At 35.9% G+C, this 26977-nt stretch carries 18 protein-coding genes and 4 pseudogenes; 18 read left to right on the forward strand and 4 right to left on the reverse strand.

What is annotated here, in order from left to right; genetic code table 11:
- Positions 1-30: 30 nt before the first annotated feature.
- Positions 31-460: pseudogene (locus tag ACJ5H0_RS20035) on the reverse strand (acyl-CoA thioesterase).
- Positions 461-598: 138 nt separating this feature from the next.
- On the opposite strand from ACJ5H0_RS20035, the gene dnaA reads away from it, so the two are divergent.
- From dnaA to ACJ5H0_RS20060, 5 genes are all read left to right on the forward strand, one after another.
- On the forward strand, positions 599-2053 hold the full coding sequence (gene dnaA / locus ACJ5H0_RS20040) for a chromosomal replication initiator protein DnaA (protein WP_172277724.1): 1455 nt from the start codon (positions 599-601) through the stop codon (positions 2051-2053).
- Between the two features lie 163 nt (positions 2054-2216).
- Positions 2217-2606, forward strand: a complete 390-nt coding sequence (locus ACJ5H0_RS20045) for a low molecular weight protein-tyrosine-phosphatase (protein ID WP_411251766.1) — start codon at positions 2217-2219, stop codon at positions 2604-2606.
- Positions 2607-3107: a Cif family virulence factor gene (locus ACJ5H0_RS20050; protein WP_411251770.1), complete on the forward strand. Its 501-nt coding sequence runs from the start codon at positions 2607-2609 to the stop codon at positions 3105-3107.
- Positions 3108-3111: 4 nt separating this feature from the next.
- Positions 3112-3810, forward strand: a complete 699-nt coding sequence (locus tag ACJ5H0_RS20055; RefSeq protein WP_411251773.1) for an SAM-dependent methyltransferase — start codon at positions 3112-3114, stop codon at positions 3808-3810.
- Positions 3811-3959: 149 nt separating this feature from the next.
- Positions 3960-4337, forward strand: coding sequence for a hypothetical protein (locus ACJ5H0_RS20060; protein WP_172277728.1), 378 nt, complete (start codon positions 3960-3962; stop codon positions 4335-4337).
- A gap of 40 nt (positions 4338-4377) precedes the next feature.
- Here ACJ5H0_RS20060 and ACJ5H0_RS20065 read toward each other — a convergent pair whose 3' ends face one another.
- Positions 4378-5238, reverse strand: a complete 861-nt coding sequence (locus ACJ5H0_RS20065) for a DUF4349 domain-containing protein (protein WP_411251779.1) — start codon at positions 5236-5238, stop codon at positions 4378-4380.
- Between the two features lie 53 nt (positions 5239-5291).
- Positions 5292-5765: an Mpo1 family 2-hydroxy fatty acid dioxygenase gene (locus ACJ5H0_RS20070; protein ID WP_273647499.1), complete on the reverse strand. Its 474-nt coding sequence runs from the start codon at positions 5763-5765 to the stop codon at positions 5292-5294.
- Positions 5766-5836: 71 nt separating this feature from the next.
- Between ACJ5H0_RS20070 and ACJ5H0_RS20075 the strand changes: the two genes are divergently transcribed.
- The 6 genes from ACJ5H0_RS20075 (at position 5837) to ACJ5H0_RS20100 (ending at position 12921) form a co-directional block, all read left to right on the forward strand.
- A complete protein-coding gene (locus ACJ5H0_RS20075) occupies positions 5837-6682 on the forward strand; it encodes a helix-turn-helix domain-containing protein (protein ID WP_172277731.1) in 846 nt (281 codons plus the stop codon).
- Positions 6683-6771: 89 nt separating this feature from the next.
- Complete coding sequence (locus tag ACJ5H0_RS20080) at positions 6772-8082, forward strand: TolC family protein (protein ID WP_411251787.1); 1311 nt, start codon at positions 6772-6774, stop codon at positions 8080-8082.
- Positions 8083-8106: 24 nt separating this feature from the next.
- A complete protein-coding gene (locus tag ACJ5H0_RS20085) occupies positions 8107-9222 on the forward strand; it encodes an HlyD family secretion protein (protein ID WP_411251790.1) in 1116 nt (371 codons plus the stop codon).
- Between the two features lie 75 nt (positions 9223-9297).
- Positions 9298-10890, forward strand: a complete 1593-nt coding sequence (locus ACJ5H0_RS20090; RefSeq protein ID WP_411251792.1) for an efflux MFS transporter permease — start codon at positions 9298-9300, stop codon at positions 10888-10890.
- 261 nt (positions 10891-11151) lie between these two features.
- Positions 11152-11964 carry a siderophore-interacting protein gene (locus tag ACJ5H0_RS20095; protein ID WP_273647504.1) on the forward strand — a complete coding sequence of 271 codons (813 nt, stop codon included), beginning with the start codon at positions 11152-11154 and terminating at the stop codon, positions 11962-11964.
- A 252-nt stretch (positions 11965-12216) separates the two neighbouring features.
- Complete coding sequence (locus ACJ5H0_RS20100) at positions 12217-12921, forward strand: class I SAM-dependent methyltransferase (protein ID WP_273647505.1); 705 nt, start codon at positions 12217-12219, stop codon at positions 12919-12921.
- Between the two features lie 91 nt (positions 12922-13012).
- Here ACJ5H0_RS20100 and metG read toward each other — a convergent pair.
- Positions 13013-15050, reverse strand: a pseudogene (gene metG / locus ACJ5H0_RS20105) (methionine--tRNA ligase).
- A 336-nt stretch (positions 15051-15386) separates the two neighbouring features.
- Here metG and ACJ5H0_RS20110 point away from each other — a divergent pair.
- The 7 genes and pseudogenes from ACJ5H0_RS20110 (at position 15387) to ACJ5H0_RS20140 (ending at position 26946) form a co-directional block, all read left to right on the forward strand.
- A complete protein-coding gene (locus tag ACJ5H0_RS20110) occupies positions 15387-18116 on the forward strand; it encodes a SusC/RagA family TonB-linked outer membrane protein (RefSeq protein ID WP_273647507.1) in 2730 nt (909 codons plus the stop codon).
- A 6-nt stretch (positions 18117-18122) separates the two neighbouring features.
- Positions 18123-19721, forward strand: a complete 1599-nt coding sequence (locus ACJ5H0_RS20115; protein WP_273647508.1) for a RagB/SusD family nutrient uptake outer membrane protein — start codon at positions 18123-18125, stop codon at positions 19719-19721.
- A gap of 69 nt (positions 19722-19790) precedes the next feature.
- Positions 19791-20810 (forward strand): SusE domain-containing protein, encoded by a 1020-nt coding sequence (locus ACJ5H0_RS20120; protein ID WP_411251931.1) that lies wholly within the window; start codon positions 19791-19793, stop codon positions 20808-20810.
- A gap of 108 nt (positions 20811-20918) precedes the next feature.
- Positions 20919-23075, forward strand: a complete 2157-nt coding sequence (locus tag ACJ5H0_RS20125) for a glycoside hydrolase family 97 protein (protein WP_273647510.1) — start codon at positions 20919-20921, stop codon at positions 23073-23075.
- A 75-nt stretch (positions 23076-23150) separates the two neighbouring features.
- Positions 23151-25014 (forward strand): annotated as a pseudogene (locus ACJ5H0_RS20130) (glycoside hydrolase family 13 protein).
- 26 nt (positions 25015-25040) lie between these two features.
- Complete coding sequence (locus tag ACJ5H0_RS20135) at positions 25041-25556, forward strand: nuclear transport factor 2 family protein (protein WP_273647511.1); 516 nt, start codon at positions 25041-25043, stop codon at positions 25554-25556.
- A gap of 6 nt (positions 25557-25562) precedes the next feature.
- Positions 25563-26946: pseudogene (locus ACJ5H0_RS20140) on the forward strand (MFS transporter).
- The last annotated feature ends 31 nt before the right edge of the window (positions 26947-26977 follow it).

Genomic DNA, 26977 nt, shown 5'->3' on the forward strand with positions numbered 1-26977 from the left:
GTTGATACTTAAAAAAATTATATACCGTAATTATTCAGGGGTATTTTCTTCAACCTTCCAGTTTGCTTTAAAAAGATTCAATAAATGCTCCGGGCATCTGATGATTTTGTTGGTTGATGAATCCAGAAAGAACAGGGTGGTAGAAGCTTCGGTAATTTTTACTCCGTCTTCGTTGTAGATTTCATATTCAAATTCAATCCGTACTCCGGGTATTTTTTTTTATATAGGTGTGGATTTCTAATTTTTGATCGTATAAAGCTGGTTTTAAATACTTAATTTTATAATCGGAAACGGGTAACCAAATTCCCTGGTTTTCAATTTCATTATATGACATTCCGATGGATCGAAATAGCTCAACTCTGCCAATTTCAAAGTACGTTGCATAGTTGCCATAATAGACATATTTCATAGGGTCGGTTTCGGCGTAACGTACTCGTATTGAGTGGATTGTGTGTATCATTTTGGGTCTCAAATTATACATACAAATATATTTTTAAATAATCAATACCTGCAAAATTTTTTTTTTGAAAATAAAAAATTAGACCTTTGTCTTCCTTCTAAACACAGTACTAACTAAAGAATTAATCGGGGCATAAATATGGATGAAAATTTAATGATGATATGGCAGAAGTGCCTTCAGTTTATGCGTGACAATCTTAACGCAGCTGAAGATAATTCTGATTTGAAAAAACTTGAAAAATCCTTCGACTTATTGTTCGATAAGGTGCAGCCAATCTCTTTGGTTGACAACAATCTTACATTAATGGTACCTAGTGATTTTTACAAGGAATATATTGAGGATAATTACTTATCTCTACTTTCTGCGGCCCTGAAGAAAAATATAGGTAAAGGAGTAAAATTATGGTATTCTGTAATGGAAAATAAGCCTAATGGCTTAGAAAAGCCAGTTACCATGAACATGAAAGGGAAAAGTGTTCCTACACCGAAAGTGCAGGAAACAATGCCTCAAGGTTTTTCATCCAATATTGTTAATCCTTTTGTTGTACCTGGAATTAAAAAAGTAAATATCGATTCCAATCTGAAATCTGATTTTTCTTTTGATAACTATGTAGAGGGAGAAAGCAATAAATTTGCAGCAACAGTAGCAAGATCTATAGCAAAAAGGCCTGGTGCTACTGCCTTTAATCCATTGTTTTTATATGGAGGATATGGAGTGGGTAAAACACACTTGGGACAGGCGGTAGGATTGGAAGTTAAAAGCCAGTTTCCGGATAAAGTAGTGCTTTATTTGTCTTCTGAAAAATTCATCCAGCAATTCATTTCAGCAGCAAAGGCACATAAGCAAACCGAGTTTGCTAACTTCTACCAGATGGTGGATGTTTTGATCATTGATGATATTCAGTTCTTGTCCGGTAAATCCGCAACACAGGATAGTTTCTTCCACATTTTTGATTATCTGCATCAGAATGGAAAGCAGATCATCCTGACTTCTGATAAGGCTCCTGTAGATATCATGGATATTCAGGACAGAATCGTTTCCCGTTTCAAATGGGGACTTTCTGCAGAGATCAAATCTCCGGATCTGGAAACCAGAAGAAAAATTATCGTTGATAAGTTAAGCAGAGATGGTATTGTACTGACGGAAGATATGCTCGACTTCTTAGCGGCTGAAGCAAAGACCAACGTAAGAGAACTTATAGGGGTGATCAATTCTGTAATTGCTTACTCCACAATTTATAAATCCGATCTTAGTCTTGAGTTATTGAAAGATACCATCAATAAGATTGCAGCCAATCAGAAAAAAATCATCAACATTCCTTATATTCAGGAGATCGTATGTGATTATTTTGGTATTAAAAGAGAGCAGTTACTTTCGAAAACAAGAAAAAGGGAAATTGCACTTCCAAGACAGCTGGCCATGTATTTTGCAAAGGAATTTACCAATGCTACATTTACTAAAATCGGTGAAGAAATGGGAGGTAAAGATCATTCAACGGTAATGTATGCTTGTGAAACTATTAAAGATGTTTCCAAGATAGACAAAGAAGTGAAAAAGTACGTAAAAGAGCTTACGGAAAGAATCAAACACTAGAATAATTTAATTTGATATAAAGAAAATGAAGGATAGGAATTATTCTTCATTTTTTGTTTAATTTTGATAGATATGCTAGTCCTTAATTCATAGAATTGTAACATGAAAATATTAATGGTGTGCTTAGGGAAACATTTGCAGGAGCCCTTTAGCAGAAGGAATTATGAAAGAAAAGCTCCCTCCCGGTTTTGTAGTGGATTCTGTGGGAACGATTTCAATGCATGAAGGTGAACATCCGGATAAACGGGCGATAAAAACGGCAGCTAATCATGGGATTGATATTTCCAAACAAAGATCCAGACCCATCACCAAAGCGGATCTGGAAAATTTTGATAAAATCTACTGTATGGATATTGATATTTATGGGGATGTAATTTCAAAAGCAAAAAATGAGGAACAAAGACAGAAAATATTTCTGTTTCTAGAAGCGGCAGGAAACCACGAAAATGCTGAAGTTCCTGATCCTTACTGGGGAAATATGGATGATTTTGAAGATGTTTATCAACTTTTGGATGAAGCATGCAATGCAATCCGTAACCAAATTTTAAATTAAATGAAATACTTGATTTTCTTTTTTGTTTTAATTGCCAACTTTCTATTTGCCCAGACAAACGACGAGATTGCTATTAGGAAAGTAATGGATGATTTTATGACAAGCATCAAAACCAAGGATGAAAGTAAATTTCTTTCCCTTTTTCAGGAACCGGTTTTATGGACGGGAACTTATAGTGAAAGGACTCAATTGAAACGTCTTGAAAAAAATCCAAAAGCAGAAAGCCACTTTACCGATGATTATAAAACCTTTATTAAGGCTTTTAAAGACGATAAATCAGAAGAAAAGTTTGATAATATCATGATCATTGAAGACGGTTCCATAGCTTCCGCTAATTTCGATTATAGCTTTTGGTATGACGGAAAAATGAGTAACTGGGGAAAAGAAATATGGACCTTAATGAAGATCAGCGGGACATGGAAAATCACCTCAGTAACGTTCTCAATGGATCTGACCCAATATTTTCAACAACCCTCATTAAAAGAAAGAACCCAAAAATAAAAAAATGCTTTTTTTACTTCCAGCCTATTTATCAGAAAATACTCCTATCAATCATTTTTCACCGGTGATGAATGATTATATCATGCAAACCGATTATTTCTTTGTGGAAAATGAAAAAACTGCCCGAAAGGTCATTAAATTCTTTGCTCCTGAAAAAAAACAATCCGATCTCAAGCTTTTTTTACTGGATAAATACACCGAGAATGCGGACATTAAAGATGCTCAGGAACTCATGTTAAAAGGTCAGGATTTTGGATTGCTTTCTGAAGCTGGACTTCCCTGCATTGCTGATCCGGGAAATCTGATTGTGAAATGGTGCCATGAAAAAAATATAAGAGTAATACCTGTTTCAGGACCATCTTCTATTATCCTGGCTCTGATTTCAAGTGGGTTTAACGGTCAGGAGTTTTCGTTTAACGGATACCTTCCTATTGATAAAGGAGAAAAGAAAAAACAAATTCTACAGTTGGAAAGCCTGGTACAGAAAACAGGATATTCTCAGATTTTTATGGAAACGCCCTATCGGAATAATCCCCTTATAGAAGATCTGTGTAAATTTTTATCTCCCAATACAAAATTGTGTATCGCTGCTAATATCAACGATCCTGAGCATGAATTTATTCAGACGAAAACCATTAAAGAATGGCAAAAGAAAAAACCGGAACTTCATAAAATCCCCGCTGTATTTGTGCTTGGTAAATAATCATGTAGATCTTTCTTATAAAGAGTTTTCGTATAACAGGTCTTGTTTCATTGTTGTTTAATTTTTTTAGTGCAATTATTTTTAACATGCATTAACGTCGTCTTTGCACCATTGTTGTTCTATATAGGGTAACATTAAAATACAAGATTATGTCAGACAAAAAATTAGCAGGAATCTGGATAGATACCGAAAAAGCTATCGTTGCAAAAAATCACGATGCACAAAATGCCTTTAAATTTTTTCTTTGTAATCCTGTAAAAGCTGAGATTCAGCATGGTAATTCAAGTGAAAATGCAGGTAATAATGCGGAAAGGACGAATCGGATTAAGTTTTTTAAAGAAGTTGAACATTTATTAATAAATTCTCAGGAAGTATATATTACCGGTCCGGGAAAAATTCAGGAAGAATTAAAGCACTATCTACATGATACTGCTCAGTTCAAGGATCTGAAAATTACATTAGACACGTCCCAGCAAATGTCAGACGAGAAAGTGCTGGAAATGGTAAAGAAGCATTTTAATGCATAAATTTAAAAACAAAAATAGATCCGGATATAGATATTGAGATCTATTTTTGTTTTTTTCTTCCTTTCCATTTTCTCCAAAGGAAAACAATAAGAGGGATAGCTAAAAAGAATGGCCAAAAAGAGATGAGTCCTAGTATGAAACTTATAAAACTATTCCAGCCTTGGGTAATGGAGTCTCCGAACCGGCTTCCAAAACCTATTTTTGATGTAGCAGAACTTCTTATTTTTTCTTTATATAAACTCAAATTGAGTGTGCTGTAGTTCACACGGTCATCAATAAAACGAAGTTTTCCTTCTGCAACATCTATTTCATCTTCCAGACCACGGATTTTTTCCTGGATTTCAAGCATATCCTTCGTATTGGAGGCTCTCCTAAGCAAATCCCGGTATTTTTCAAGATAAATCTTTTTGTTGGCTAGTTTGATGCTTACATCTGTATACTCTTCCGTAACATCTTCAGAAGAAATGTTTTTAGATAAAACAGAACCTATCCCATTAGAAAAAGAATTGATTAAAGCATCAAAATTTTTATGAGGCACACGGATCGTAAGGCTCAGGTTTTCATCTTCATCTGAGTTTTGAAAATCTTCTGTTTGTATATAAGCATTATTTTTCTTTAAGGCTTCATTTACCTGATCCAGGGATTTTTTAATATCTGAAACTTGGATACGCATTTCTCCATTTTTAATGATTTTTTTAGAAATGGTATCAATTTTTTTGGGTGTATTTTCCCGCGGTTCCTCTTGAGGCGAAGGAACTAGTTCGTTTTTTGAGAAATTAGCTGTTTTATCATCCGGTAGTACTTCTACAAGATCAGCACTAGCTCTTGGACTGGCGACACCATCTGATTTACTGCAATGAATGCATATTATGAGCAATAAGGGTAAAATTAAGTTCTTCATGATTCTTTTTATGAATCTTATCAAAAATGATGCATAATTCAAAAGAAAGACTGTTAATATTTTATTCCTGTCTTTTTGAAAATAAAGGTTAATAACCAAATAGGCCCCATTAGAAGGAATTGAAGATCTTTTAAGAAGGGAGGCTTTTTACCTTCGATCCTGTGTCCGAAAAGTCTTAAGATCCAGGTAACCACGAATATTGAAAAATAAATAATCCATGCGTTTTTCAAGAATCGTATATTAACCATATATATTGAACCCTCCATCAATATCATGATAATAAGCATCATCATGCTGATCAGGAAGGATAGTCTAAGATAAAATAGTGTAATGAATGCAACTGCAACCATGCTTATGATGCTGGCACAACCAAAGTAAGGAGAGCAAATATGCGGTGAGGGAAGTAAGGAGATAAAGCCTAATATGCTCCAAAAAGTGAGAGGAACACACATCCAATGAATGAGCTTATTGGTTTTATTTCTGTGGTTTTTACAATATTCTGCGAAAAATAAATCTATCTTTCTCATAATTTGGAATTTGGTTAATACGAAATTAATAAAATTTTGCAATCGTCCAAGAGATTGAATACATTTGTGGTATGTCTGTCCTTGAAAAATTCGGTGTAGAGATCTTTACACAGCATAATATCTTTGAAAGAATTTCTGTCGAAAAACCCTTTCGTCCAGATAATCCTGCGTTTATATTTGTTAAAACCGGGACTATAAAGCTTCGTCAGCATTTCAGGGACCTTGAACTTATGCCCAATATGTTTATGGTAACCGATCCCCAGACTGTTTATGAAATGGTATCGGTAAGTGATGACTTTCAATCCAGAATGGTTTCTTATAAAAGGGAGTTTATTTCTGCTTTATCCCTGAAATTTAACCGTCTTATCGGATACCGTTATTTCAGGCAACAAATGAATAAAGGAGTTCCTTTTCAGCAGGATGAAATGGAGTTGGTGTGGAAAAGTGTTAATTTCCTTAAATATATACTGGATTCGGAAACGGAAATGATGTATAAAAAGGAGATAGTGGAACACTTATTTTCCGTTTTTTGCTACCAGATGGCTGGGATTATTTCCAAGGAGGATAGCAACGCCATGGGGCAGATGTCTAGACAGGAAGAAATTGTTTTTATCTTCTTGACAGATCTCGCAGAACATCACCATACGGAAAGAGCTGTTGAGTTCTATGCCGAAAGACAGTCCATTACAACCAGACATCTTTCGTCCGTGGTGAAATCTATTACCGGAAAGTCGGCCAGTCAGATCATAGCGGCTATAGTGGTCAACGAAGCCAAAGTACTTTTAAACTCTTCCAAAAAGCCTGTTTCGGAGATTTCTTCCATGCTTGGGTTTAGTGATCAGTATTCATTTTCTCACTTTTTTAAGAAACATTTAGAGATCAGTCCCACCCAATACAGAAATCAGTTTGACAGGTAAATCCTACATTTGAACATCTTTTTCCAGTTATCAAACATTTGTTTGATTTCTGTGTTGCCGTAACTTTGCCTATGTAAAAACAAGGTAAAATGATACATTACATAAAAACAGCACTATCAGTTTTGATAGCTATATTCCCTGCGCTGTTTTTTTCTCAGGAAGTCAGACAGATGACAGCGAATGAGGTCGCTGAACTGGCTCTTCAGAATCATCAGCAGCTAAAAGTTACCGCTCAAAATATCAATATTGCAAAACAACAGACAGGTGTCGCAAAACTCCAGAAGTTGCCAAATATAACAGCATCAACAAGTCAGTTTTACTTGGGAGATGCAGTAGCAATTGACAAAGATTTTTCGGGTTCTACCACTATTCCTATGCCTCACTATGGAAGCTCATATGCAGTACAGGCTACTCAGTTAATCTTCAAAGGAGGATTGGTGAATAAATCTATAGAATTAGCCGGATTAAGGGAACAGCTTTCTGAATTGGATCTTGAAAAGAATAAACAGGACGTTAAGCTCTTAGTTATATCCAATTATCTGGATATCTACAAAATTCTTAATCAGGAATCCGTTTTTCAGAACAATAAGAAGCTGGCCCAGGAACGCTTGAAAAACATCCAGAAATTTTATCAGCAAGGAATGGTTACCCGCAATGAAGTAATCCGTGGAGAGTTGGCAATAAAGAATCTCGATCAGGGAATCTTAACGCTTGTTAATAACCGGAAGATCCTTAATTATAATATGAATATTGCATTAGGGTTACCTTCTGAAACAGAAATTATTCCTGTCGAAAGTTTAGACAATAAGGAAGCGGGTATCGGAATGGAGTATTATATGGATCTGGCTCATAACAGTAATCCACAGCTAAAGTCTGCCAAAACGAATATTGATGTTGCAAATAAAAATATAGAGATTATAAAAACCGATCAGCTTCCTACGTTATCCGGTTTTGGAGGTTATACTTTACAGCGCCCGATTACGACAAGAAATCCTGTTCTGGATATGTATTCCGGAGGATGGCAGGCAGGAGTTTCTCTAAGTTATAATATCGACAATCTTTATAAAACGAAAGAGAAAATTAAACTTGGAGAAATGCAAAAAACGCAAGCCGGAGATGCAATGACTTTAGTTCAGCAAAATGTAGATATGGGAGTTAATGCGGCTTATGTAAAATACCAGGAATCTATTCAGCAGGCTGATATTCTTAATGACGCCAAAAAACTGGCCGAAGAGAATTACAAGATTACAGAGGCTAAATATCTTAATCAGCTGGCTGTACAAGCCGAAATGATTGATGCTCAAAATCAGAAATTACAGTCTGAACTGGACTTTGCCAATGCAGAGATCAATGTTCTGTATCAATATTATAATCTTTTAAAATCTACGGGAACACTTTAATTTTTAAAACTGAAAATCAAGATAATGGAAAACAAGGAACAACAAAATATAGAACAGGCACCTGCGGTTTCAAGCGCAGTAGCTAAAAAGAAGGAAGCCAGGAAAAATAAAATTAGAGCAATTATTTCCAACATTATTGTATTTCTGGCTATTGGTTTTGGCTTATTCTGGCTGGTTAGGGAATATTTTCATATCGGAGATAAGACTTATACAGAAGCAGCCCAGGTTGAAGAATTTATCAATCCAATCAATACCAGGGTTTCAGCCTATATCAGAGAAATTAAATTTATTGAGCACCAGCAGGTAAAAAAAGGAGATACTTTGGTTATTTTAGATAAAAATGAAATTTTAACCCAGCTAGGCCAGGCCGAAGCAGCGTATCAAAATGCCTTGGCACAGCGCTCCGCTACGTCATCATCCGTAAATACGGTTTCTAATAATGTTAACGTGATGGAGTCTAATATAGCAGGGGCAAAAGCCAGATTATGGAATGCCGAACAAAACCTGAACAGGTACAAAAACCTGTTGGCTTCAGAAGCTGTTACCAGACAACAATATGACCAGGTGAAAACAGAATATGATGCACAAAAAGCAGCTTACGAAACATTAGTTAATCAAAAGCAATCAGCGAACCTTTCTACGACGGAAGTTAAAAGCAAGCTTAGGATCAATGATGCCGAGATCAAAAGAACAAAATCGGCATTGGATATGGCAAGAATCAATCTTTCTTATACCGTAATTACTGCACCCTATGACGGCGTTATGGGGAGAAGAACGATTTCCGAAGGCCAACTGATCCAGCCGGGGCAGCAGGTAGCTACGATTGTACTGAATGGTCAGAAATGGGTAACTGCCAATTTTCTGGAAAGCCAGATGCCGAATGTTAAAATTGGAGAGAAGATGATAATGACGGCGGATGCGCTCGGCGGACAACAATTTGAAGGAATTGTTACGGCTATTTCTGCAGCTACTGGATCGAGATATTCCAGTGTTCCGACAGACAACTCTACCGGTAACTTCATTAAAGTACAGCAGAGAATTCCCGTAAGAATAGAATTTACTGCCGCTAATAAAAAAGAGGATATCAATAAACTGAGTGCGGGGATGAATATGAATGTGAATGTTAACAAAAAAGATTAAAAAATTGAAAGATTTGTCCGTAAGATATCATTTTCAACTTTTCAATTGTCTGTAACATCTAAAAAAAATAAAAAAATGTACAATAAAGGCTTATATCATGATTGGGTTCCAAAGCCGGTTCAGCTTTTACTGATCGTATTACTTCTTGCCGTGGTAATGCCGTTGGGGGGAGTGTATACAGGTAATATAAGTTATCTTGTAGGAGGAACGGGAGCTCTGTCAGAATATTTTCTATGGGCAAATTATGCAACGACAATAGGAATGGGAGCCTGTATGCCCGTAGTTCTAAGAATGAAGATGAGATTTAAAGTACGGGATAAGATCACTTTAATTCTTGTTCTTTTAGGACTACTAAGCTATGTTAATGCTACCACACTGCAGCCAATGGTAATCGTAATAACAGCACTAGTCATCGGTTTTCTGAAAATGATGGTTACTATTGAACTGTTCTTACCATTAATGGCAATGATAGGAAACAGGGGGATGTTCTACGGAGCATTTTATACGTTCGTCCTTATGATGAATCAGGTGGCAAGTTATTATGCTGTAGAAGTGTCTGTTCTTTACAACTGGCAGCATTTTTACATTATTGTGTCCGTTTTATGTTTTGTACTGGCACTGATTCATTGGATCTTTATGCATGATAAATATTTTGCCCTTAAAGTTCCTTTGCATTATATTGATTGGCTGAGTATTCTGCTTTTTATTTCCTCATTCATGTTTTCGGCATATGTATATTCTTTTGGAAAACAGCAGGATTGGTGGAATTCTTCGAAAATAATAAAGGCCAGCATTGGTGCTTTTATAAGTTTTGCGTTATTGGCAACACGACAATTAACATTAAAAAGACCTTATCTGTCATTTTCCATATTCAAAAGAAACAATGTCCAGAATGGATTGTTCATGTTGTTCTGGCTGGGAATGTTTTTAGGGACAACAACTTTGCAAAATACGTTTGCGGTGGGAGTATTGGGATATGATCAATTGACCAATGCAAGGCTCAGCATCCTGATGATTCCGGGAATTATTCTGGCCGGGATTACAGCTATTTTCTGGTTTAAAAATGAAAAACCTTTAAAGATGTTCATTTTTTCAGGATTTTCTGCGATGATAGGATATGCTGTGATCATGTACTTTTCAATGGTATTGGAATTCAATTATGAAGGTTGGTATCTGCCTATGTTTTTAAAAGGTTATGGGATGTGTTCATTGTTTATCTCAGTATGGTATTATACGCTTGATAAACTGGAGCTTGATGATATGCTTGCTGCAATTGGCTTGGTGCTGGTTTGGAGAACATTCTTAGCGGTAGGTATATTTTCAGCAATCTATTCATGGTTTCAATACCACTTTCAGGTGGTGGCGGTAGGAGATCTGGCTGTTTATATTGATGGAATGACAGTGACTCCTCAAACACTTTCCGGTAATATGAAACTCGTTCAGCTGAATGCGATCATTATCGCGTCCAAAAAGATATTTGGTTACATTATAATAGTAGGTTTAGGGGTATTGGCTTACGTTTTAACCCATCATTTCGGTAAAGAACGGTTTCAGTATGGTAGATTTATCAGAATGCTGGGTGGTAAATCCGTGATTGCCAGAAGGAGATTGAGAGAACGTAAAAAATTGTTAGAAGAAATAAAAGATGCGGCTGGTCCCGCTTTGTAAAGATACCTTGTTTTTCACTTGTAAACCCCGGATTTATTTTGAGTCTGGGGTTTACGTTTTCTTGTTTGGTATCTTATGGTATGAAAATGAACCCGATAAAATGTAATTTATTTCAATAATATTATTTTTATTTAGACGTAATAAAAATAATTAACTACATTTGTATCATTCTTTATGAAGAATGTTCTTTATCCTTATGTCCTATTATCAAAGGCTTCAAAGGATGATTGGTGTATAGCATATTAATTAAAAAAAAAAGGTATGGCTACAATGCAAGCAGGGCAGATCGTTGCCGAAGTAATCAAAAAACAATACATAACTCCTCATTTTATCAGAGTTTATCTTAAGGCCGAAGATGTTTCGATGTTCAGAAATACAACGATCGGTGATAACAATAAAATTGCGATTCCTCCCCATGGGCTGAACGAGATCTATTTTCCAACTTTAAATGAAAATCATGAATGGATCCATCCATCAAAGGAAGTCGCTCCCTTTATCCGTACGTATACGCATCGGGGAATTGATTTTGAAGCCAATGAACTGGTTATTGACTTTATTGATCACGGTGATAGTGGTCCTGCTTCAAAATGGGCTAGAGATGCGAAAAAGGGCTCAAAGCTAGGCGTGATGATGCGTACAGAGGCCAAGGAACTTTATCCTCAGGCAGATTGGTATTTTCTTATTGGTGATGGTACTGCAATTCCGGTTTTGAGTGCCATTTTAGAAACCCTTCCCGAAACGGCAAAAGGAGTTTGTGTCATCGAAGTCCATGGGAGAGAAGACGAGCAGGAATTGGAAACCAAGGCCGATATTGAATTCATATGGGTTCATAATCCTGATGCTCACTTAGGAAACAAGCTTGCTGAGGTGGTGCGAAGGGTGGAGATCCCGGAAACTTCAAAATTCGGATATATTGCCTGTGAACTCTCCACCATGAAAGAGGTTCGCAATTATTTCAGAAAAGAAAAGAGCTGGAATCAGTCTGAGCTATATGCATATTCATACTGGAAAGCCGGTGCTGCGCAAGATGAGTCACAGGCAGAAAGGAGGAGAGAATTGCATGCGAATGAATAAGAATGGTCCCGACAAATCGTTCGGGTTTCTTTTGATAGGTATATTTTGAAGCTTTTTCCCGCTATCCACTCATACTCCTCGCGCCTTGCTTTCCCGATTCTTGCTGTGGGGTAACCGTTCCTATCGGGGCTATCTGTTACTACCGGTAACAAATTAATCTCCGCTAATTGGATTAGACTATCTTTTGTTCTATCAATTACCGCGATAGCTTTTCAAGGCAAAAATCTTATCTTTGCTTGATTAAAAGTTATTATGAAAGATTTAATGGGAAAAGCAATCTGGGATTACCATCATAATGAAGATCCTGAAGATTTGCAGACTGAAACTTCAATTTCCGAACTGGATGAACTTCCTGTAGATTATCTTTTCAGAACCTTTGAAGAGATGAATGCCTTGGAACAAAAAGCTCTGGAATCATCTTATGGAAAGGTTTTAGATATCGGAGCCGGAGCTGGTTCTCATTCTTTATATCTTCAGGATATCAGGAATCTGGATGTTGTGGCATTGGATATTTCCCAAAAATCGATTCAGGTGTGTCAGATAAGAGGAATTAAAAAAGCTGTCTGCGAGAATATGCTTGATTTCTCTGGCGAAACTTTTGATACCATATTGTTGTTAATGAATGGAACCGGGATTTTTGGAAGCCTGGCTGAAATAGATAATTACCTCCAAAAACTGCATTTATTGCTCAATGATAACGGACAGGTTTTAATCGACAGTACAGATATTTTATACATGTTTGACCGGGATGAAGATGGCGGAGTATATATCCCGGCAGAAGGTTATTACGGAGAATTGGATTATATCGTACACTATAAAGGAGAGTCCGAAGATCCTATCAAGTGGTTATACCTGGATTTTGAGACTTTAAAGAATGCTGCAGAAAATAATGGTTTCAATATTGAAAAGGTGATGCAGGATGAAGATGCTTATTTGGCAAAACTAATGAAGAAATAGAATATGAGTATCCCTGCGAGGACAATTGTATAAAAATAAAAATCCCCTAAGGTAAAACCTTAGGGGATTTTTTTACTATGCATTTAAATATTTAGCCTATTTCAATACCGTTTTCAACATTGCTGTCATCCGGAGTAACAAAAGATAGTTTTCCATCCGGCTTTGTGGTTAATAATAACATACCCTGAGATTCTATTCCACGAATTTTTCTTGGAGCCAGGTTTAATAAGATCATCACCTGTTTTCCGATCAATTCTTCCGGAGTAAAACTCTCAGCAACTCCTGAAACTACTGTTCTTATATCAACTCCTGTGTCAACCGTAAACTTTAATAGCTTATCGGCTTTTTCTACTTTTTCAGCCTCTATAATAGTAGCCGTTCTTAAGTCTATTTTAGTAAAATCATCAAAAGTAATTTCCTCTTTCATCGGTTTTGCGTTAGGATTTGTTTTTTTTATTATTCTGTTTTGTATTCTCCAGTTTTTGAATCTGTGCTTCTATAACGTCATCTTCAATCTTATTAAAAAGCAATGGTGCATTCTCAATTTTATGACCAGCTTCAATTTGGATTTCAGAATTTTTTATCTCGTTCCAATTCTTTTTGTCAATATTAAAGTATCCAAATAGCTTTTCAGCAGTAAAAGGCATAAAAGGTTCACATAATTGAGCAACAACTGCTGCAATTTGTGCTCCAACAAACATCGTTTGACCCGCTGCATCCTTGTTTTCAGCTATCGCTTTCCAAGGAGCGGCATTTTGAAGATATAAATTACCATAATCTACTAGAGCCATAAATGAATTTAGTGCATTTCTAAATTCATATTTTTCTAGATAATTACTTACCTCATCTAATGCAATTTTAATTGCATTTTTAGTCTCTTCATCTAAGATACCATTTGGAACTTTTCCTTCGAAGTTTTTATTTGTAAACGAAATAACTCTGTTTATAAAGTTTCCAAACTTATTTACTAGTTCCGAGTTATTTTTTGTCTGAAAATCTTTCCACGTAAAATTATTATCCTTTGTTTCAGGAGCAGAAGAAAGAAGAGCATATCTCAAAACATCCTGTTGTCCCGGGAAATCTTCAACATACTCATGTGCCCATACCGCCCAGTTTCTTGAAGTTGAGATTTTATCGTTTTCAAGGTTCAGGAACTCAAATGCCGGAACATTTTTAGGCATTATATAATCTCCGTGTGCCTTCATCATTGCCGGGAAAATAATACAATGGAATACAATATTATCTTTTCCGATAAAGTGAATCAGGTCACTGTCTTCACTTTGCCAGTAGTCCTTCCAGTTTTTTCCGTTTTTCTCTGCCCATTCCTGAGTGAATGAAATATATCCGATAGGAGCATCGAACCAAACATACAATACTTTTCCTTCTGCATTAGGAAGAGGAACCGGAACTCCCCAGTTGAGGTCCCTGGTCATTGCACGTGGTTTTAATCCGTCATTTAACCATGATTTTACCTGCCCGTATACATTGGGCTTCCAGTCGTCTTTATGGCCTTCAATGATCCATTCGTTTAAGAAATCTTCATATTCATTTAAAGGTAAATACCAGTTTTTGGTTTCTTTAAGGATCGGAACATTTCCACTTAACATTGATTTCGGATTGATCAGTTCTGAAGGAGAAAGGGTAGTACCACATTTCTCACACTGATCTCCGTAAGCATTTTCATTCCCACAATTAGGACATGTTCCTACAATATAGCGGTCCGCTAAAAACTCGTTAGCCTGCTCATCAAAATATTGTTCAGAAACTTCCTCAGTAAATTTTCCCTTTTCATATAATGTTTTAAAGAAATCCTGGCTGGTTTCATAATGTTTTTTAGAAGTGGTTCTGGAATATTCATCGAATGAAATTCCAAGATCTGAAAAAGATTTTTTAATGATCTCATGGTATTTATCCACAATATCCTGAGGAGTAACTCCTTCCTTTTTGGCTCTTATGGTAATAGGAATTCCGTGCTCATCCGAACCACAGATAAACGCTACATCTTTTCCTGACCTTCTTTGAAATCTTGCGTAAACATCCGCAGGAATATAAACACCTGCCAAATGTCCTATATGAACCGGTCCGTTTGCATAAGGCAAAGCTGCCGTAATCATCTTTCTGTTTGACATTTATAGTAATAATTTAACTACAAATATACGGATTATCTCCCGAAAATTCTTGATGGCCCTTAATATTAGCAACAATAAGCGATTATTGGGAAATAAATATTACATTTTGTTAAACGTTTGTTTAACTTTTTGTTAATCCTGCGATAATATTATGCAATGCATAAGATCGTGTAAATTGATGAAAAGCAGAAATCTAATCTTTGGACCGCGTTTAATTTACATAAAATTATCTAAAGTTTTATTAAATTTATGATAATTCTAATTTTTTTCTAAATTGCAAGCGTGGTTTTCACGCCATTATTACTACAAAAACGAAACTATATAAAAAAAAATATTGTGAGAAATTTTACAACGGTATTAAAAATAGCACCTGCTTTTTTATTGGCCAGTTCAATGGTTTATGCACAAGACTCTGTGACTAAAGAAAAGAAAATAGAGGAAGTGGTGCTGATTGGATATGGAAAGCAGAAGAAAACAGATTTAACAGGATCTATTTCTTCAGTGACATCAAAAGATTTTAATGGTGGTGCAGCAACTGCAGACCAATTAATTGTGGGAAAAACCCCAGGCGTGCAGATAACTGGGAACAGTGGAGCGCCCGGTGCAGGTTCTACTATAAGAGTAAGAGGAGGTTCTTCATTTATTAATAATGATCCATTAATAGTAATTGATGGTGTACCTATTGACTTTAATAGCTTAAGTGGTGCCACTAATCCATTAGCTCTCATAAATCCAAATGATATTGAAACTTTTGATATTTTAAAGGATGCTTCTTCCGCAGCGATTTATGGTAACAGAGCTTCAAATGGGGTCATTTTAATTACAACAAAGAAAGGAACTACAGGTAAATTGAAAGTTAACTTCAATACCAATTTTTCAGTCTCTACCAAAATGGGTAATGTGGACGTCCTCAATGCCAGCCAATTTCGAGATTTTGTAAATACATACGGAACTGCACTTCAAAAGACATACCTAGGAAATGCAAATACCAATTGGCAGGATCAGATTTATCAACAAGCATGGGGAACTGACAATAATATAGCTTTCTCCGGAGGTATTAAAAAATTACCTTATCGAGTTTCTATAGGATATAATGAACAAAATGGTATTGTTAGAACAAATGAGTTTAAAAGAACATCTTTAGGTTTAAATTTTTCACCTAAATTTTTTGATAATCACTTAACTGTTAATGGTAACTTTAAAGGAACATTTTCTGAGAACAGATTTCCAGATAAAGGGGCTATTGGAGCATCTATCTATTTTGATCCTACTCAGCCTGTGTATTCTGGTAATTCAAATTATGGAGGGTATTATGAGTGGTTGGATCCTCAAAATCAGGCTACAGGACTAAATGTAAATGGTACCAGAAATCCCTTGGGATTATTGTACGGGAAAAGAGATCTTTCGTCTGTTTTTAGGATTATACCTAGCCTTCAATTAGATTATAAATTCCATTTTCTGCCTGATTTACGTTTAAATGTGACGGGATCATATGATTATGCAAAAAGTGATGGATCTGTAAATGTATCAAAAGACTATGCTCAAGGAATAGGGAGTTTAGGATCTTACCGTTCGTATTCCCAAGAAATAAAAAGTAAACTTTTCGAGTCATATTTAAATTATGTTAAGAAAATTGATGCAATAGATACCAATTTGGATATTATTGCAGGTTATTCTTATCAGGATACTCGTTCTATTACTCCTGAAGCACCTACATATTATGGCAACCAAAAAACAGATTATTCAACTCCCGGAGACACAAGAAGAACCTTATTGTCTTTTTATGCTAGAGGTATTTTTACTATAGCTAATAAATATGTCATTAACGGATCAATAAGAAGAGATGGTTCTTCTACATTCTGGAATGGAGTTGATAAAAATAACTTATGGGGTAATTTCCCGGCAGTGTCAGTTGCTTGGAAAATCAATGAAGAAAATTTTCTGAAGAATATTTCAAGTATAAATTCCTTGAAAATAAGAGCTGGATGGGGTAAAACAGGACAACAGGAAACAGGTAATTTTTATCCTGCTTTTGGTTCATATTCATATAGCAATAGTAGTACTGCTCAGTATCAATTTGGGAATAACTTTTATACGTTACTTCGTCCGGATGTTTATAATCCTAATCTGGTTTGGGAGACTACAACCACAAAAAATTTAGGGTTGGATTTCGAAATTCTTAATAGTAGGATTAATGGTTCAATAGATTATTTTGATAAGAAATCTGAGAATCTGATTGCAAAAGTTCCAACTTGGGCTGGAGATTTAAATAACTTTAATATTAAAAATGTTGGAATTATTGCTAATAAGGGATTTGAAGCTAATTTAAATATCATTCCGATAAAAAATGAAAATCTAACGTGGGATGTAAATTTTAATGCAACGAGATTCAATCCTAAAGTTACGAGTCTTTCACAATATGTAGATTCTGCTTATAAGATACCTGCTGGAAGTATTTCTGGAATCAACAATTATATTCAGGCAATTACAGTTGGTCAACCTCTTAATGCCTTTTACGTTTATCAACAGGTCTACGGTGCTAACGGAAAACCATTGGACGGGGCTTACATTGACAGAAATGGGGACGGAAAAATAACAGAAGATGATAAATATTTTTACAAATCACCGAATCCGGATGTTATACTAGGTTTTTCCACAAAGGTGAAGTTTAAGAAATGGGATATTGGAACATCCCTTAGAGCGGTTTTAGGTAACTATGTTTATAATAATTCAGCTTCTAACAGTTCCATAGCAAATATTCAGGCAAACAATTTCTTAAGCAATACCAATTCAAGTGTTCTAAATACTCAGTTTGCAACTACACAGTTATTCTCTGATATGTTTATAGAAGATGCTTCGTTCCTAAGAATGGATAACATTACGGTTGGATATAACGCAGGTGAATTTATGGGGAAAGGCACAAATTTACGAATAAATGCAATGGCTCAAAATGTATTTGTAATCACCAAATACAAAGGTGTGGATCCTGAGGTTTTTGGTGGAATTGATAACGGATTTTATCAACGACCTAAAGTTTATTCAGTAGGGTTTAACTTTCAATTTTAATCTATCATGAAAAATAAGTATTTATATAAAAAACTAATTATTGGAACTATTACATTAGGAACTTTAATTTCAACAGGATCTTGTACACAGGATCTCGAAAGAGAGCCAACCTTGGGTTTAACCTCTACCGTATTATACAAAGATTTTAATAATTATAAACCTGCTCTCGCAAAAATCTATGCAGGTTTAGCAATTGGAGGACAAGGTGATGAAAATAATGGAGATGGAAATACGGATATCGGAGGTATAGATGGTGGGTTTTCCAATTATCTTCGTCAGATGTATAGTATGCAGGTATTGACGACAGATGAGGCTGTTATTGCCTGGAGTGATGCTGGTTTGCCTGAAATGCATAATATGACCTGGAATGCTTCAAATCCTTTTGTTGCGGCGATTTATTATAGAATGTATAACGTTATTGCTGTTAGTAATGAATTCATCAAAAATACAACCGATGAAAAACTTGCTACCAATGGAATTTCAGGAAGTAATCTTACTGAAGCTAAATATATGAATGCTGAAGCTCGATTTTTAAGAGCTCAATCATACTATCATGCTTTAGATTTATTTGGAAATGTTCCTTATGTATTGGAAACAACTGATATCATTAATAATCCGCCTCCAAGAATTACAAGACCAGAATTATTTAAGTTTGTGGAAACTGAATTATTGGCTTGTGCCAACGATTTAAAAGATCCTAAAACAAATGAATATGGTAGAGCGGATAAAGCTGCTGCCTGGGCATTACTTGCAAGACTGTATCTAAACGCAAAAGTTTATACGGGGACAGAAAGAAATACAGATTGTATTACTTATTGTAAAAAAGTAATTAGTTCTGGGTATGCCTTAAAATCAAATTATGGCTCATTGTTTATGGCGGATAATAATTTGAATAATCCGGAGGTTATTTTATCAGTAAATTATGATGGAATGCGTACAAAAACTTATGGGGGCTCAACTTTCATGGTACATGCTGCTATTGGAGGTTCAATGCCTGCTGCTCAATTTGGTGTCAATGGTGGTTGGGGTGGTTTAAGAACGACGAAATCCTTTGTGAGTTTGTTTAACGGAAACTCTAATGACCAAAGAGGTAATTTCTATACAAGCGGGCAAAATCTGGAGATTAATGATATAACTGCTTTTACTGACGGATATGCTTTTATAAAATATAAAAATATAAAATATGCTAACAATGCACCAGGTTCTGACCCTACAGGAAATTTTGTAGATGCTGATATACCATTATATCGTTTAGCAGATATTTATTTAATGTATGGCGAAGCTGTTACTAGAGGTGGTTCAGGAGGTGATATTGCAACTGCATTAGGATATGTAAATGCTCTCAGAACAAGAGCAGGAGGAAACTTAGTTACATCAATTAATACTGACTTTTTCTTAGATGAAAGAGCGCGAGAAATGTCGTGGGAGGCTACCAGAAGAACTGATTTAATACGATATGGGAAATTTACCTCAAGTGCTTATATATGGCCTTGGAAAGGTGGTGTGAAAGAAGGAAAAGGAGTGGATGAATATAGAAATCTATTTCCTATTCCAGCTAATGATATCGTAGCTAATCCTAATTTGATTCAAAATCCAGGGTATTAACTTTAAAAAGTCTAAAAATGAAACATTTTTTTTAAAATCTTAGCAATAGCTTTCGTAGGGCTTTGGGTTATCTCATGTACAAAAGACGATGATGAGGCTGTTATTACTGAAACTACCAAAAGTAAGATTTCACCAGATAAGACAACGATCGTTTTGGATAAAAACAATCCTGATAACGTAGCTTTGAATGTAACCTGGAGTAAGTCAACTTTTGATCTACCTGTAGTTTACACACAACAGTTACAGTTTGCAATAAAAGGGAAAAGTTTTAAAGATGCTTCTACTATGGAAGCTACAAATTCTCCTATAGCCTTTACTCATAAACAACTTAACAATATAGCATTGAGTTTAGGAGCATCTACAAATGCAGCAGCTGAAATTGAGGTTCGCTTAAGAACTTTAGTCGGGGCAGCACCCTTTTATTCTGAGGTAATTACTTTAACAATCACTCCATATCTTTTAGGACCTGTTTATAACTATACAGATTTATATCTAATAGGGGATGCCACATCAGCCGGATGGACAAATACAACAGCTAATACTAATTTCCTTCCATTGCAAAAAACGGCTACTGCCGGGATCTATTCTTATACTGGGTATTTTGCACAGGGAGAATTTAAAATGATTAAAACTCCTGGATCATGGGATCCGCAATATGGATTAGGTTCTCCAGGAACATTAAGTACAAGTGGTGGATCAGGGAATATTCCTGTTGCAGCTGCGGGGTATTATAAGCTCAGTATTAATACAACCGCTTTGACTTATACTTTAGTATCTGTACCTGCTCCGTCAACAACTTATACAACTATTTCAATGATTGGAACAGCATCAGGGGACTGGAATACGGATCTTGATCTTCAGAAATCAACTTTTGATCCTCATATTTGGGTGAAGAAGAATGTTGCAATGAATTCCGGTGAATTTAAGTTCAGAGCTAATCATGATTGGGGAACAAGTTGGGGAGTAGCACAGGAATTCTTTGGAGTAGCAGCCGTAGGAGGAGCCAACATTCCTTTAGCTACAGCATTCCATTATGATGTATATTTTAATGATATAACAGGTGAATATTCTGTAATTCCTGTATTTTAAAATATCCTGAAAATACTATATCAAATATTAAATTACATAGAATTTAAAAAGTAAGGTGTTGCTTTTTAGTAACACTTTATTTATTTATTAAACATATAAATAGTCATTATGAAGAAAATTACAGTTGGAGCTTTATTGTTCTCAATGATGTTTGCGGGTGTTAATGCACAAACTTTAAAATCGCCGGACGGAAAGTTCGAAATGGACTTTCAGCTAAAGCAGGGAGTACCTTATTATAACTTAAAATATAATGGGGCAGTAGTTGTTGAAGATTCTAAATTGGGATTGAGATTATTTAAAGACACAGCTATTAAATTTGCCTCTGAAATTGCAAAAGCAGAAGACGCTAAATTTGACTTGAATAACGGGTTTACCAAGACAGATGAGAAAAGGGATTCTAAAAATGAAACCTGGCAGCCTGTACTTGGAGAAAAGAAAAACTATATCAATAACTATAATGAATTAGCTGTTACGCTTAATCAGGCTTCCACAGACAGAAGCATTGTGGTAAAATTCAGGTTGTTTAATGACGGATTAGGTTTCCGATATGAATTCCCACAACAGAAGAACCTTAATTATTTTGTGATCAGAGAGGAAGATTCTGAAATTGATTTTCCGACAGATATGAAAGCATGGTGGATTGTGGCTGATTATGATTCTCAGGAGTACCAATATCAGGAAACAAAAATTTCTGAAATCCCGGGTCGATGGGACAAAGCGTTTGATGCCAATGCTTCTCAGTCATTGGTTAAAAATGCAGTTCAGTCTCCTTTAATGTTAAAGAAAGAAGGTAAAAGTCCTTTATACGTCAATGTAGCTGAAGCGGCGGTTTTGGATTATCCTGCTTCGCATCTGGAAGTGGATGCTCAGAATTTTAAATTTAAAACGCATCTTACAGCCGACAGGCAAGGAGCGAAAGGATATATTCAAACTCCTTCTGTTACGCCATGGAGAACGATTATAGTATCTCCAAAAGCAGAAGAGGTAATGGACTCAAAAATGATATTTAATCTTAATGAGCCGACTAAATATACCGATACTTCTTATATTCACCCTACAAAATATATGGGTGTTTGGTGGGAAATGATCATCGGAAAATCCCAATGGGCTTATTCTACGGCAGAAAATGTTCATTTAGGTAAAACCGATTTTACCAAATTAACTCCAAACGGAAAGCATGCTGCGAACAATACTAAAGTTAAAGAGTATATCGACTTTGCTGCTGAAAACGGATTTCAGGGACTTCTGATCGAAGGTTGGAATATCGGTTGGGAAGACTGGTTTGGACATTCAAAGGAATTTGTTTTTGACTTCATTACACCTTATCCGGATTTTGATATCAAAATGCTGAATGATTATGCCCACTCCAAAGGGATCAAATTGATCATGCATCATGAAACTTCAGGTTCGGCAACCAATTATGAAAGATGGTCCGATAAAGCTTTCCAGTTAATGAATAAATATGGATACGATGCTGTAAAAACAGGATATGTAGGAGATATTATTCCAAGAGGCGAGCACCATTATTCTCAGTGGACGATCAATCATTTTTACAGAATTGCAGAGAAAGCGAATGAATATAAGATCATGGTTAATTCTCATGAATCTGTACGTCCGACAGGAGAAAGCCGTACCTATCCGAATTACATTTCCGCAGAAGCAGCCCGTGGAACGGAATATGAGGCATTTGGAGGAAATAATGCAGATCATCAAACCATTTTACCATTTACAAGATGGATGGGAGGTTCAATGGATTATACTCCGGGAATTTTCCAGACTAAACTGGATTATTACTTCCCAGGTGATAAACGATTTGTAAAGACTACTTTGGTAAAACAGCTGGCATTATATGTTACCATGTATATGCCACTTCAGATGGCTGCCGATCTACCTGAGAATTACAAGAAGCATATGGATGCTTTCCAGTTTATCAAAGATGTAGCAGCGGATTGGGACGATACAAAAATCCTGGCAGCAGAGCCTGGAGATTACGTAATTACAGCCAGAAAAGCTAAAGGAACCGACAATTGGTTCGTGGGTGGAATTACAGACGAGAACAAACGTGAATACACAGTAGACTTCTCTTTCCTGGATAAAGGTCAGAAATATGAGGCAACAATTTATGAAGACGGTAAAGACGCTGATTATATTAATAATCCTCAAAGCTATAACATCTACAAAAAACAGATTACAAGCAAGTCTAAGATCAATTTTAAAATGGTAAGAAGTGGTGGTTTTGCAATCTCCATTAAGCCTATAAAATAAATTTTAAGAACCAACTTAAAACTTAAACCTTACAGGTATATGATTCCTGTAAGGTTTTTTTAAACCAAGTCCATTATGAAAAAACTATATACAATATTAGCTCTTTTGACAGGTTGCCTTGCTTTTTCCCAGTTGAAAACATTAGAAAGAGTAGAGCCTGCATTTTGGTGGAAAGGGATGAAAAATCCTGAGCTTCAGTTATTGATTTATGGAAAGAACATCGCAGATTATGGGATTGAGCTGTCCAATGGTATTAGAATTAAAGATATCCGGAAAGTTGAGAACCCAAACTATCTCTTCGTTACCATTAATACGGATGAAATTAATGCTTCTGAGTTTAAAATCAACATAAAAAGAGGAACTGAAAATATAGCTTCTTATTCTTATGAACTCAGACAAAGAAATCCCAATTCAGCCAACAGGGAGTCCTTTACCTCTAAAGATGTGATGTATCTGATCATGCCGGATCGTTTTGCCAATGGTGATGAGAAGAACGATTCTCAGCCTGATCTTACTGAAAAAGCAAACAGAAAGCTTCCCAACGGAAGGCATGGTGGCGACCTCCGCGGTATTATCAATAATCTTGATTATATCCAGAATTTAGGTGCTACATCCGTATGGCTAACTCCGGTTACTGAAGATAATGAAAAAGTATATTCTTATCATGGATATGCACAAACAGATCTTTATAAAATCGATGGACGTTATGGTACCAACGAAGATTACCGTGAACTGTCCCGTGAACTGAATAAGCGGAATATGAAACTTGTTTTGGATTATGTTACCAACCACTGGGGAGTTTCACACTGGATGATCAGGGATCTGCCAACCAAAGATTGGATCCATTGGTTTGATGAAGGAGAAAAAGGCTTCTATCGTTCGAATTATAAAACAACGACTCAGTTTGATACCAATGCATCTGATATTGATACAAAATATGCTTTGGATGGATGGTTTGATAAAACAATGCCCGACATCAACCAAAAAAATCCTTTGGTTCTGAAATATCTGATCCAGAATGCAATCTGGTGGATCGAATATGCCGAGCTGGGAGGTTTTCGTGTGGATACCTATCCTTATAACGATAAAGAAGCGATGGCAAAATGGGCAAAAGCCATTACTGATGAATATCCGAAATTTAATATTGTTGGTGAAACGTGGTTATATACAGCCGGTCAGATTTCGGCCTGGCAGAAAGATTCAAAAACAGGAGAGGCTGCTCATTATAATTCCAATTTACCTTCTGTAATGGATTTTATGCTGTATGGGGATCTATCTAAAGCATTTACTGAAAAAAATGGTTGGGATAGCGGGCTGATTAAATTGTATAACGTATTTACCAGTGATTTCCTGTATCCTGATATTGATAATGTGATGGTCTTTTTCGAAAATCATGATACCGAGAGATGGAATGAAATTTTTAATGCTGACCCGGATGCGTACAAAATGGCTTTAACAGTAATTTCAACTGTCCGGGGAATTCCGCAAATATATTATGGTTCTGAAATAGGAATGAGGGGGGGATAAAAAGAAAGGAGGAGATGCTGATATTCGAAGAGACTTTCCGGGAGGATGGAAATCAGACAGTCAAAATGCTTTTAATCCTTCAACCCAAACGGAAAAGCAAAAGGAATTCTACACTTTTACCCAAAAACTTCTGAACTGGAGAAAAGGGAAAGAGGTTATTCATACGGGAAAAACCAAAAATTATATTCCCCAAGACAATGTTTTCGTATATTTCAGGTATAATGAAAAAGACAGTGTTATGGTTGTTTTAAATAATAATAAAAAAGAGCAGGTTTTGGATTTAAAACGATTTGCTGAATCTATAGGCACCATTAAAAAGGGAAAAGATATCATTTCAGGGAAGGAATTTTCATTACAGAACACCATCACCATACCTGCAAAAACATCGCTTGTGATTGAATTACAAAAATAATGACATCAAATATCTTAAATTAGAATATGAAAAAAATAACAATCATTTATACGCTGGTACTCCTGGTGTTTGCTATCAACTATTCTTCAGCGCAGTCTAAATTCGAGAAAGATAAAGCTGAGATCGGAACCATGCTCGACGGATTCAATGTTGCTGCTGCCAAAGCAGATTATACTGCATATTTTAATTATTTTGCTGATGAGTCTACATTCATCGGGACTGATGCCACAGAAGTTTGGGATAAAAAAGCTTTTATGGTTTGGGCTAAGCCGTATTTTGATAAAAAGAAGACCTGGAATTTTACTTCTTTGAAAAGAAATGTGTATTTCAGTAAAGACGGTAAACTAGCCTGGTTCGATGAATTACTGGATACCCAGATGAAAATCTGTCGTGGTTCCGGTGTAGTGGAAAAAATAAACGGAAGCTGGAAAGTAAAACAATATGTCCTTTCCGTAACGGTTCCAAATGATGTAATAGATAAAGTGGTGGCTGAAAAGGCACCGATTGAGGATGTGCTTTTGCAGCAATTGAAAACCAAATAACAGACAATGGCTAAAAAAGTAAAACCGAATCTTTCCATGGCTCAGATCATCAATATGAGTATGGGATTTTTAGGGATTCAGATGGCTTTTGGTTTACAAAACGGAAATGCCAGCCGGATTCTTGCCAACTTTGGAGCAGATGTTCACGAGCTTTCCTGGTTTTGGTTGGTCGCTCCCGTTACCGGATTGATTGTTCAGCCTATTATCGGTCACATGGGGGATAATACCTGGAGCCCATTGGGAAGAAGGAAGCCTTACTTCTTAATAGGAGCCATTTTGTGCGCAATAGGCCTGGTACTACTTCCCAATGCTGCTTCCGCAACCCATATGATGGCAGCAAATGTCTTATTATTAGCTGTGATATTTTTGGCCATGATGGATGCATCCATCAATGTTGCAATGGAACCGTTCCGTGCGTTGGTAGGGGATATGCTTCCAAAACATCAGGGAACAATTGGATTTTCAGTTCAAACAATATTGATAGGTATTGGAGCAGTTATTGGTTCTTATTTGCCAAGTTTACTTACTAAACTAGGGGTATCTAATGAGGCTCGTACTGGCTTTGTGGGTAATAATGTTATTTACTCTTTTTATGTAGGGGCAATATTATTGTTGATAACGATACTTTATACAATTTTAACAACTAAGGAGTATTCTCCAAAAGAGTTTGCAGAATTTGCAGATGGAAAGGAAGTCGTGGAAGAATCATCTAAGTTTAGTGATATTTTTAAAGACTTTGCTAGTATCCCAAAGCAAATGAAGAGATTAGGGATTGTTCAGTTTTTTTTCTTGGTTTGCTCTTTTTACAATGTGGGTGTTTACAACAAGTGCCATAGCTACTCATCATTTTGGACTTTCTCCAGAAAATACACATTCCAAGGAATTTAATAATGCTGGTGATTTGCAAAATGAATTGTTTGCAGTATATAACTTTTGTGCTATTCCTTTTGCTTTTTTACTGACTCCCATTGCAAAATGGATTGGAAAGAAACAAACGCATGCTTTGGCTCTAACTTGTGGAGGATTAGGATTAATCTCCATGTACCTTATTAAGGATACAAATCATCTATGGATATCAATGGTTGGATTAGGTTTTGCTTGGGCGAGTATTTTAGCGATGCCTTATGCCATGTTAATAGAAGTGATTCCTCAAAGAAAGATGGGAGTATACATGGGAATCTTTAATTTCTTTATTGTAATTCCTCAGATTATCAACGGTCTTTTTGGTGGGCCTATTGTAAGCGGATTCTTTGGGAATTATGCAATTGGGTATGTTGTTGTAGGAGGTGTTTGTATGTTGCTTGGAGCCGTCCTTACAATGATTTTTATTAAATCAGAAGATGAAACACCTAAAGAAATTGAAGAAGAAATTCAACAGGTCCATTTTTAATTTTATATCAATAAATAATATATCAGATATT

It is taken from the genome of Chryseobacterium proteolyticum, assembly GCF_046591535.1.
Classification (GTDB): Bacteria; Bacteroidota; Bacteroidia; order Flavobacteriales; family Weeksellaceae; genus Chryseobacterium; species Chryseobacterium proteolyticum.

Excerpts from the sequence above, each read along its gene's own strand:
- ACJ5H0_RS20115 (WP_273647508.1), top strand. The coding sequence starts at position 18,123 with ATGAAAAATAAGTATTTATATAAAAAACTAATTATTGGAACTATTACA.
- ACJ5H0_RS20055 (WP_411251773.1), top strand. The coding sequence starts at position 3,112 with ATGCTTTTTTTACTTCCAGCCTATTTATCAGAAAATACTCCTATCAAT.
- ACJ5H0_RS20100 (WP_273647505.1), top strand. The coding sequence starts at position 12,217 with ATGAAAGATTTAATGGGAAAAGCAATCTGGGATTACCATCATAATGAA.
- ACJ5H0_RS20095 (WP_273647504.1), top strand. The coding sequence starts at position 11,152 with ATGGCTACAATGCAAGCAGGGCAGATCGTTGCCGAAGTAATCAAAAAA.
- ACJ5H0_RS20085 (WP_411251790.1), top strand. The coding sequence starts at position 8,107 with ATGGAAAACAAGGAACAACAAAATATAGAACAGGCACCTGCGGTTTCA.
- ACJ5H0_RS20065 (WP_411251779.1), bottom strand. The coding sequence starts at position 5,238 with ATGAAGAACTTAATTTTACCCTTATTGCTCATAATATGCATTCATTGC.
- ACJ5H0_RS20045 (WP_411251766.1), top strand. The coding sequence starts at position 2,217 with ATGAAAGAAAAGCTCCCTCCCGGTTTTGTAGTGGATTCTGTGGGAACG.
- ACJ5H0_RS20125 (WP_273647510.1), top strand. The coding sequence starts at position 20,919 with ATGAAGAAAATTACAGTTGGAGCTTTATTGTTCTCAATGATGTTTGCG.
- ACJ5H0_RS20135 (WP_273647511.1), top strand. The coding sequence starts at position 25,041 with ATGAAAAAAATAACAATCATTTATACGCTGGTACTCCTGGTGTTTGCT.
- dnaA (WP_172277724.1), top strand. The coding sequence starts at position 599 with ATGGATGAAAATTTAATGATGATATGGCAGAAGTGCCTTCAGTTTATG.
- ACJ5H0_RS20090 (WP_411251792.1), top strand. The coding sequence starts at position 9,298 with ATGTACAATAAAGGCTTATATCATGATTGGGTTCCAAAGCCGGTTCAG.
- ACJ5H0_RS20060 (WP_172277728.1), top strand. The coding sequence starts at position 3,960 with ATGTCAGACAAAAAATTAGCAGGAATCTGGATAGATACCGAAAAAGCT.
- ACJ5H0_RS20050 (WP_411251770.1), top strand. The coding sequence starts at position 2,607 with ATGAAATACTTGATTTTCTTTTTTGTTTTAATTGCCAACTTTCTATTT.
- ACJ5H0_RS20080 (WP_411251787.1), top strand. The coding sequence starts at position 6,772 with ATGATACATTACATAAAAACAGCACTATCAGTTTTGATAGCTATATTC.
- ACJ5H0_RS20070 (WP_273647499.1), bottom strand. The coding sequence starts at position 5,765 with ATGAGAAAGATAGATTTATTTTTCGCAGAATATTGTAAAAACCACAGA.
- ACJ5H0_RS20075 (WP_172277731.1), top strand. The coding sequence starts at position 5,837 with ATGTCTGTCCTTGAAAAATTCGGTGTAGAGATCTTTACACAGCATAAT.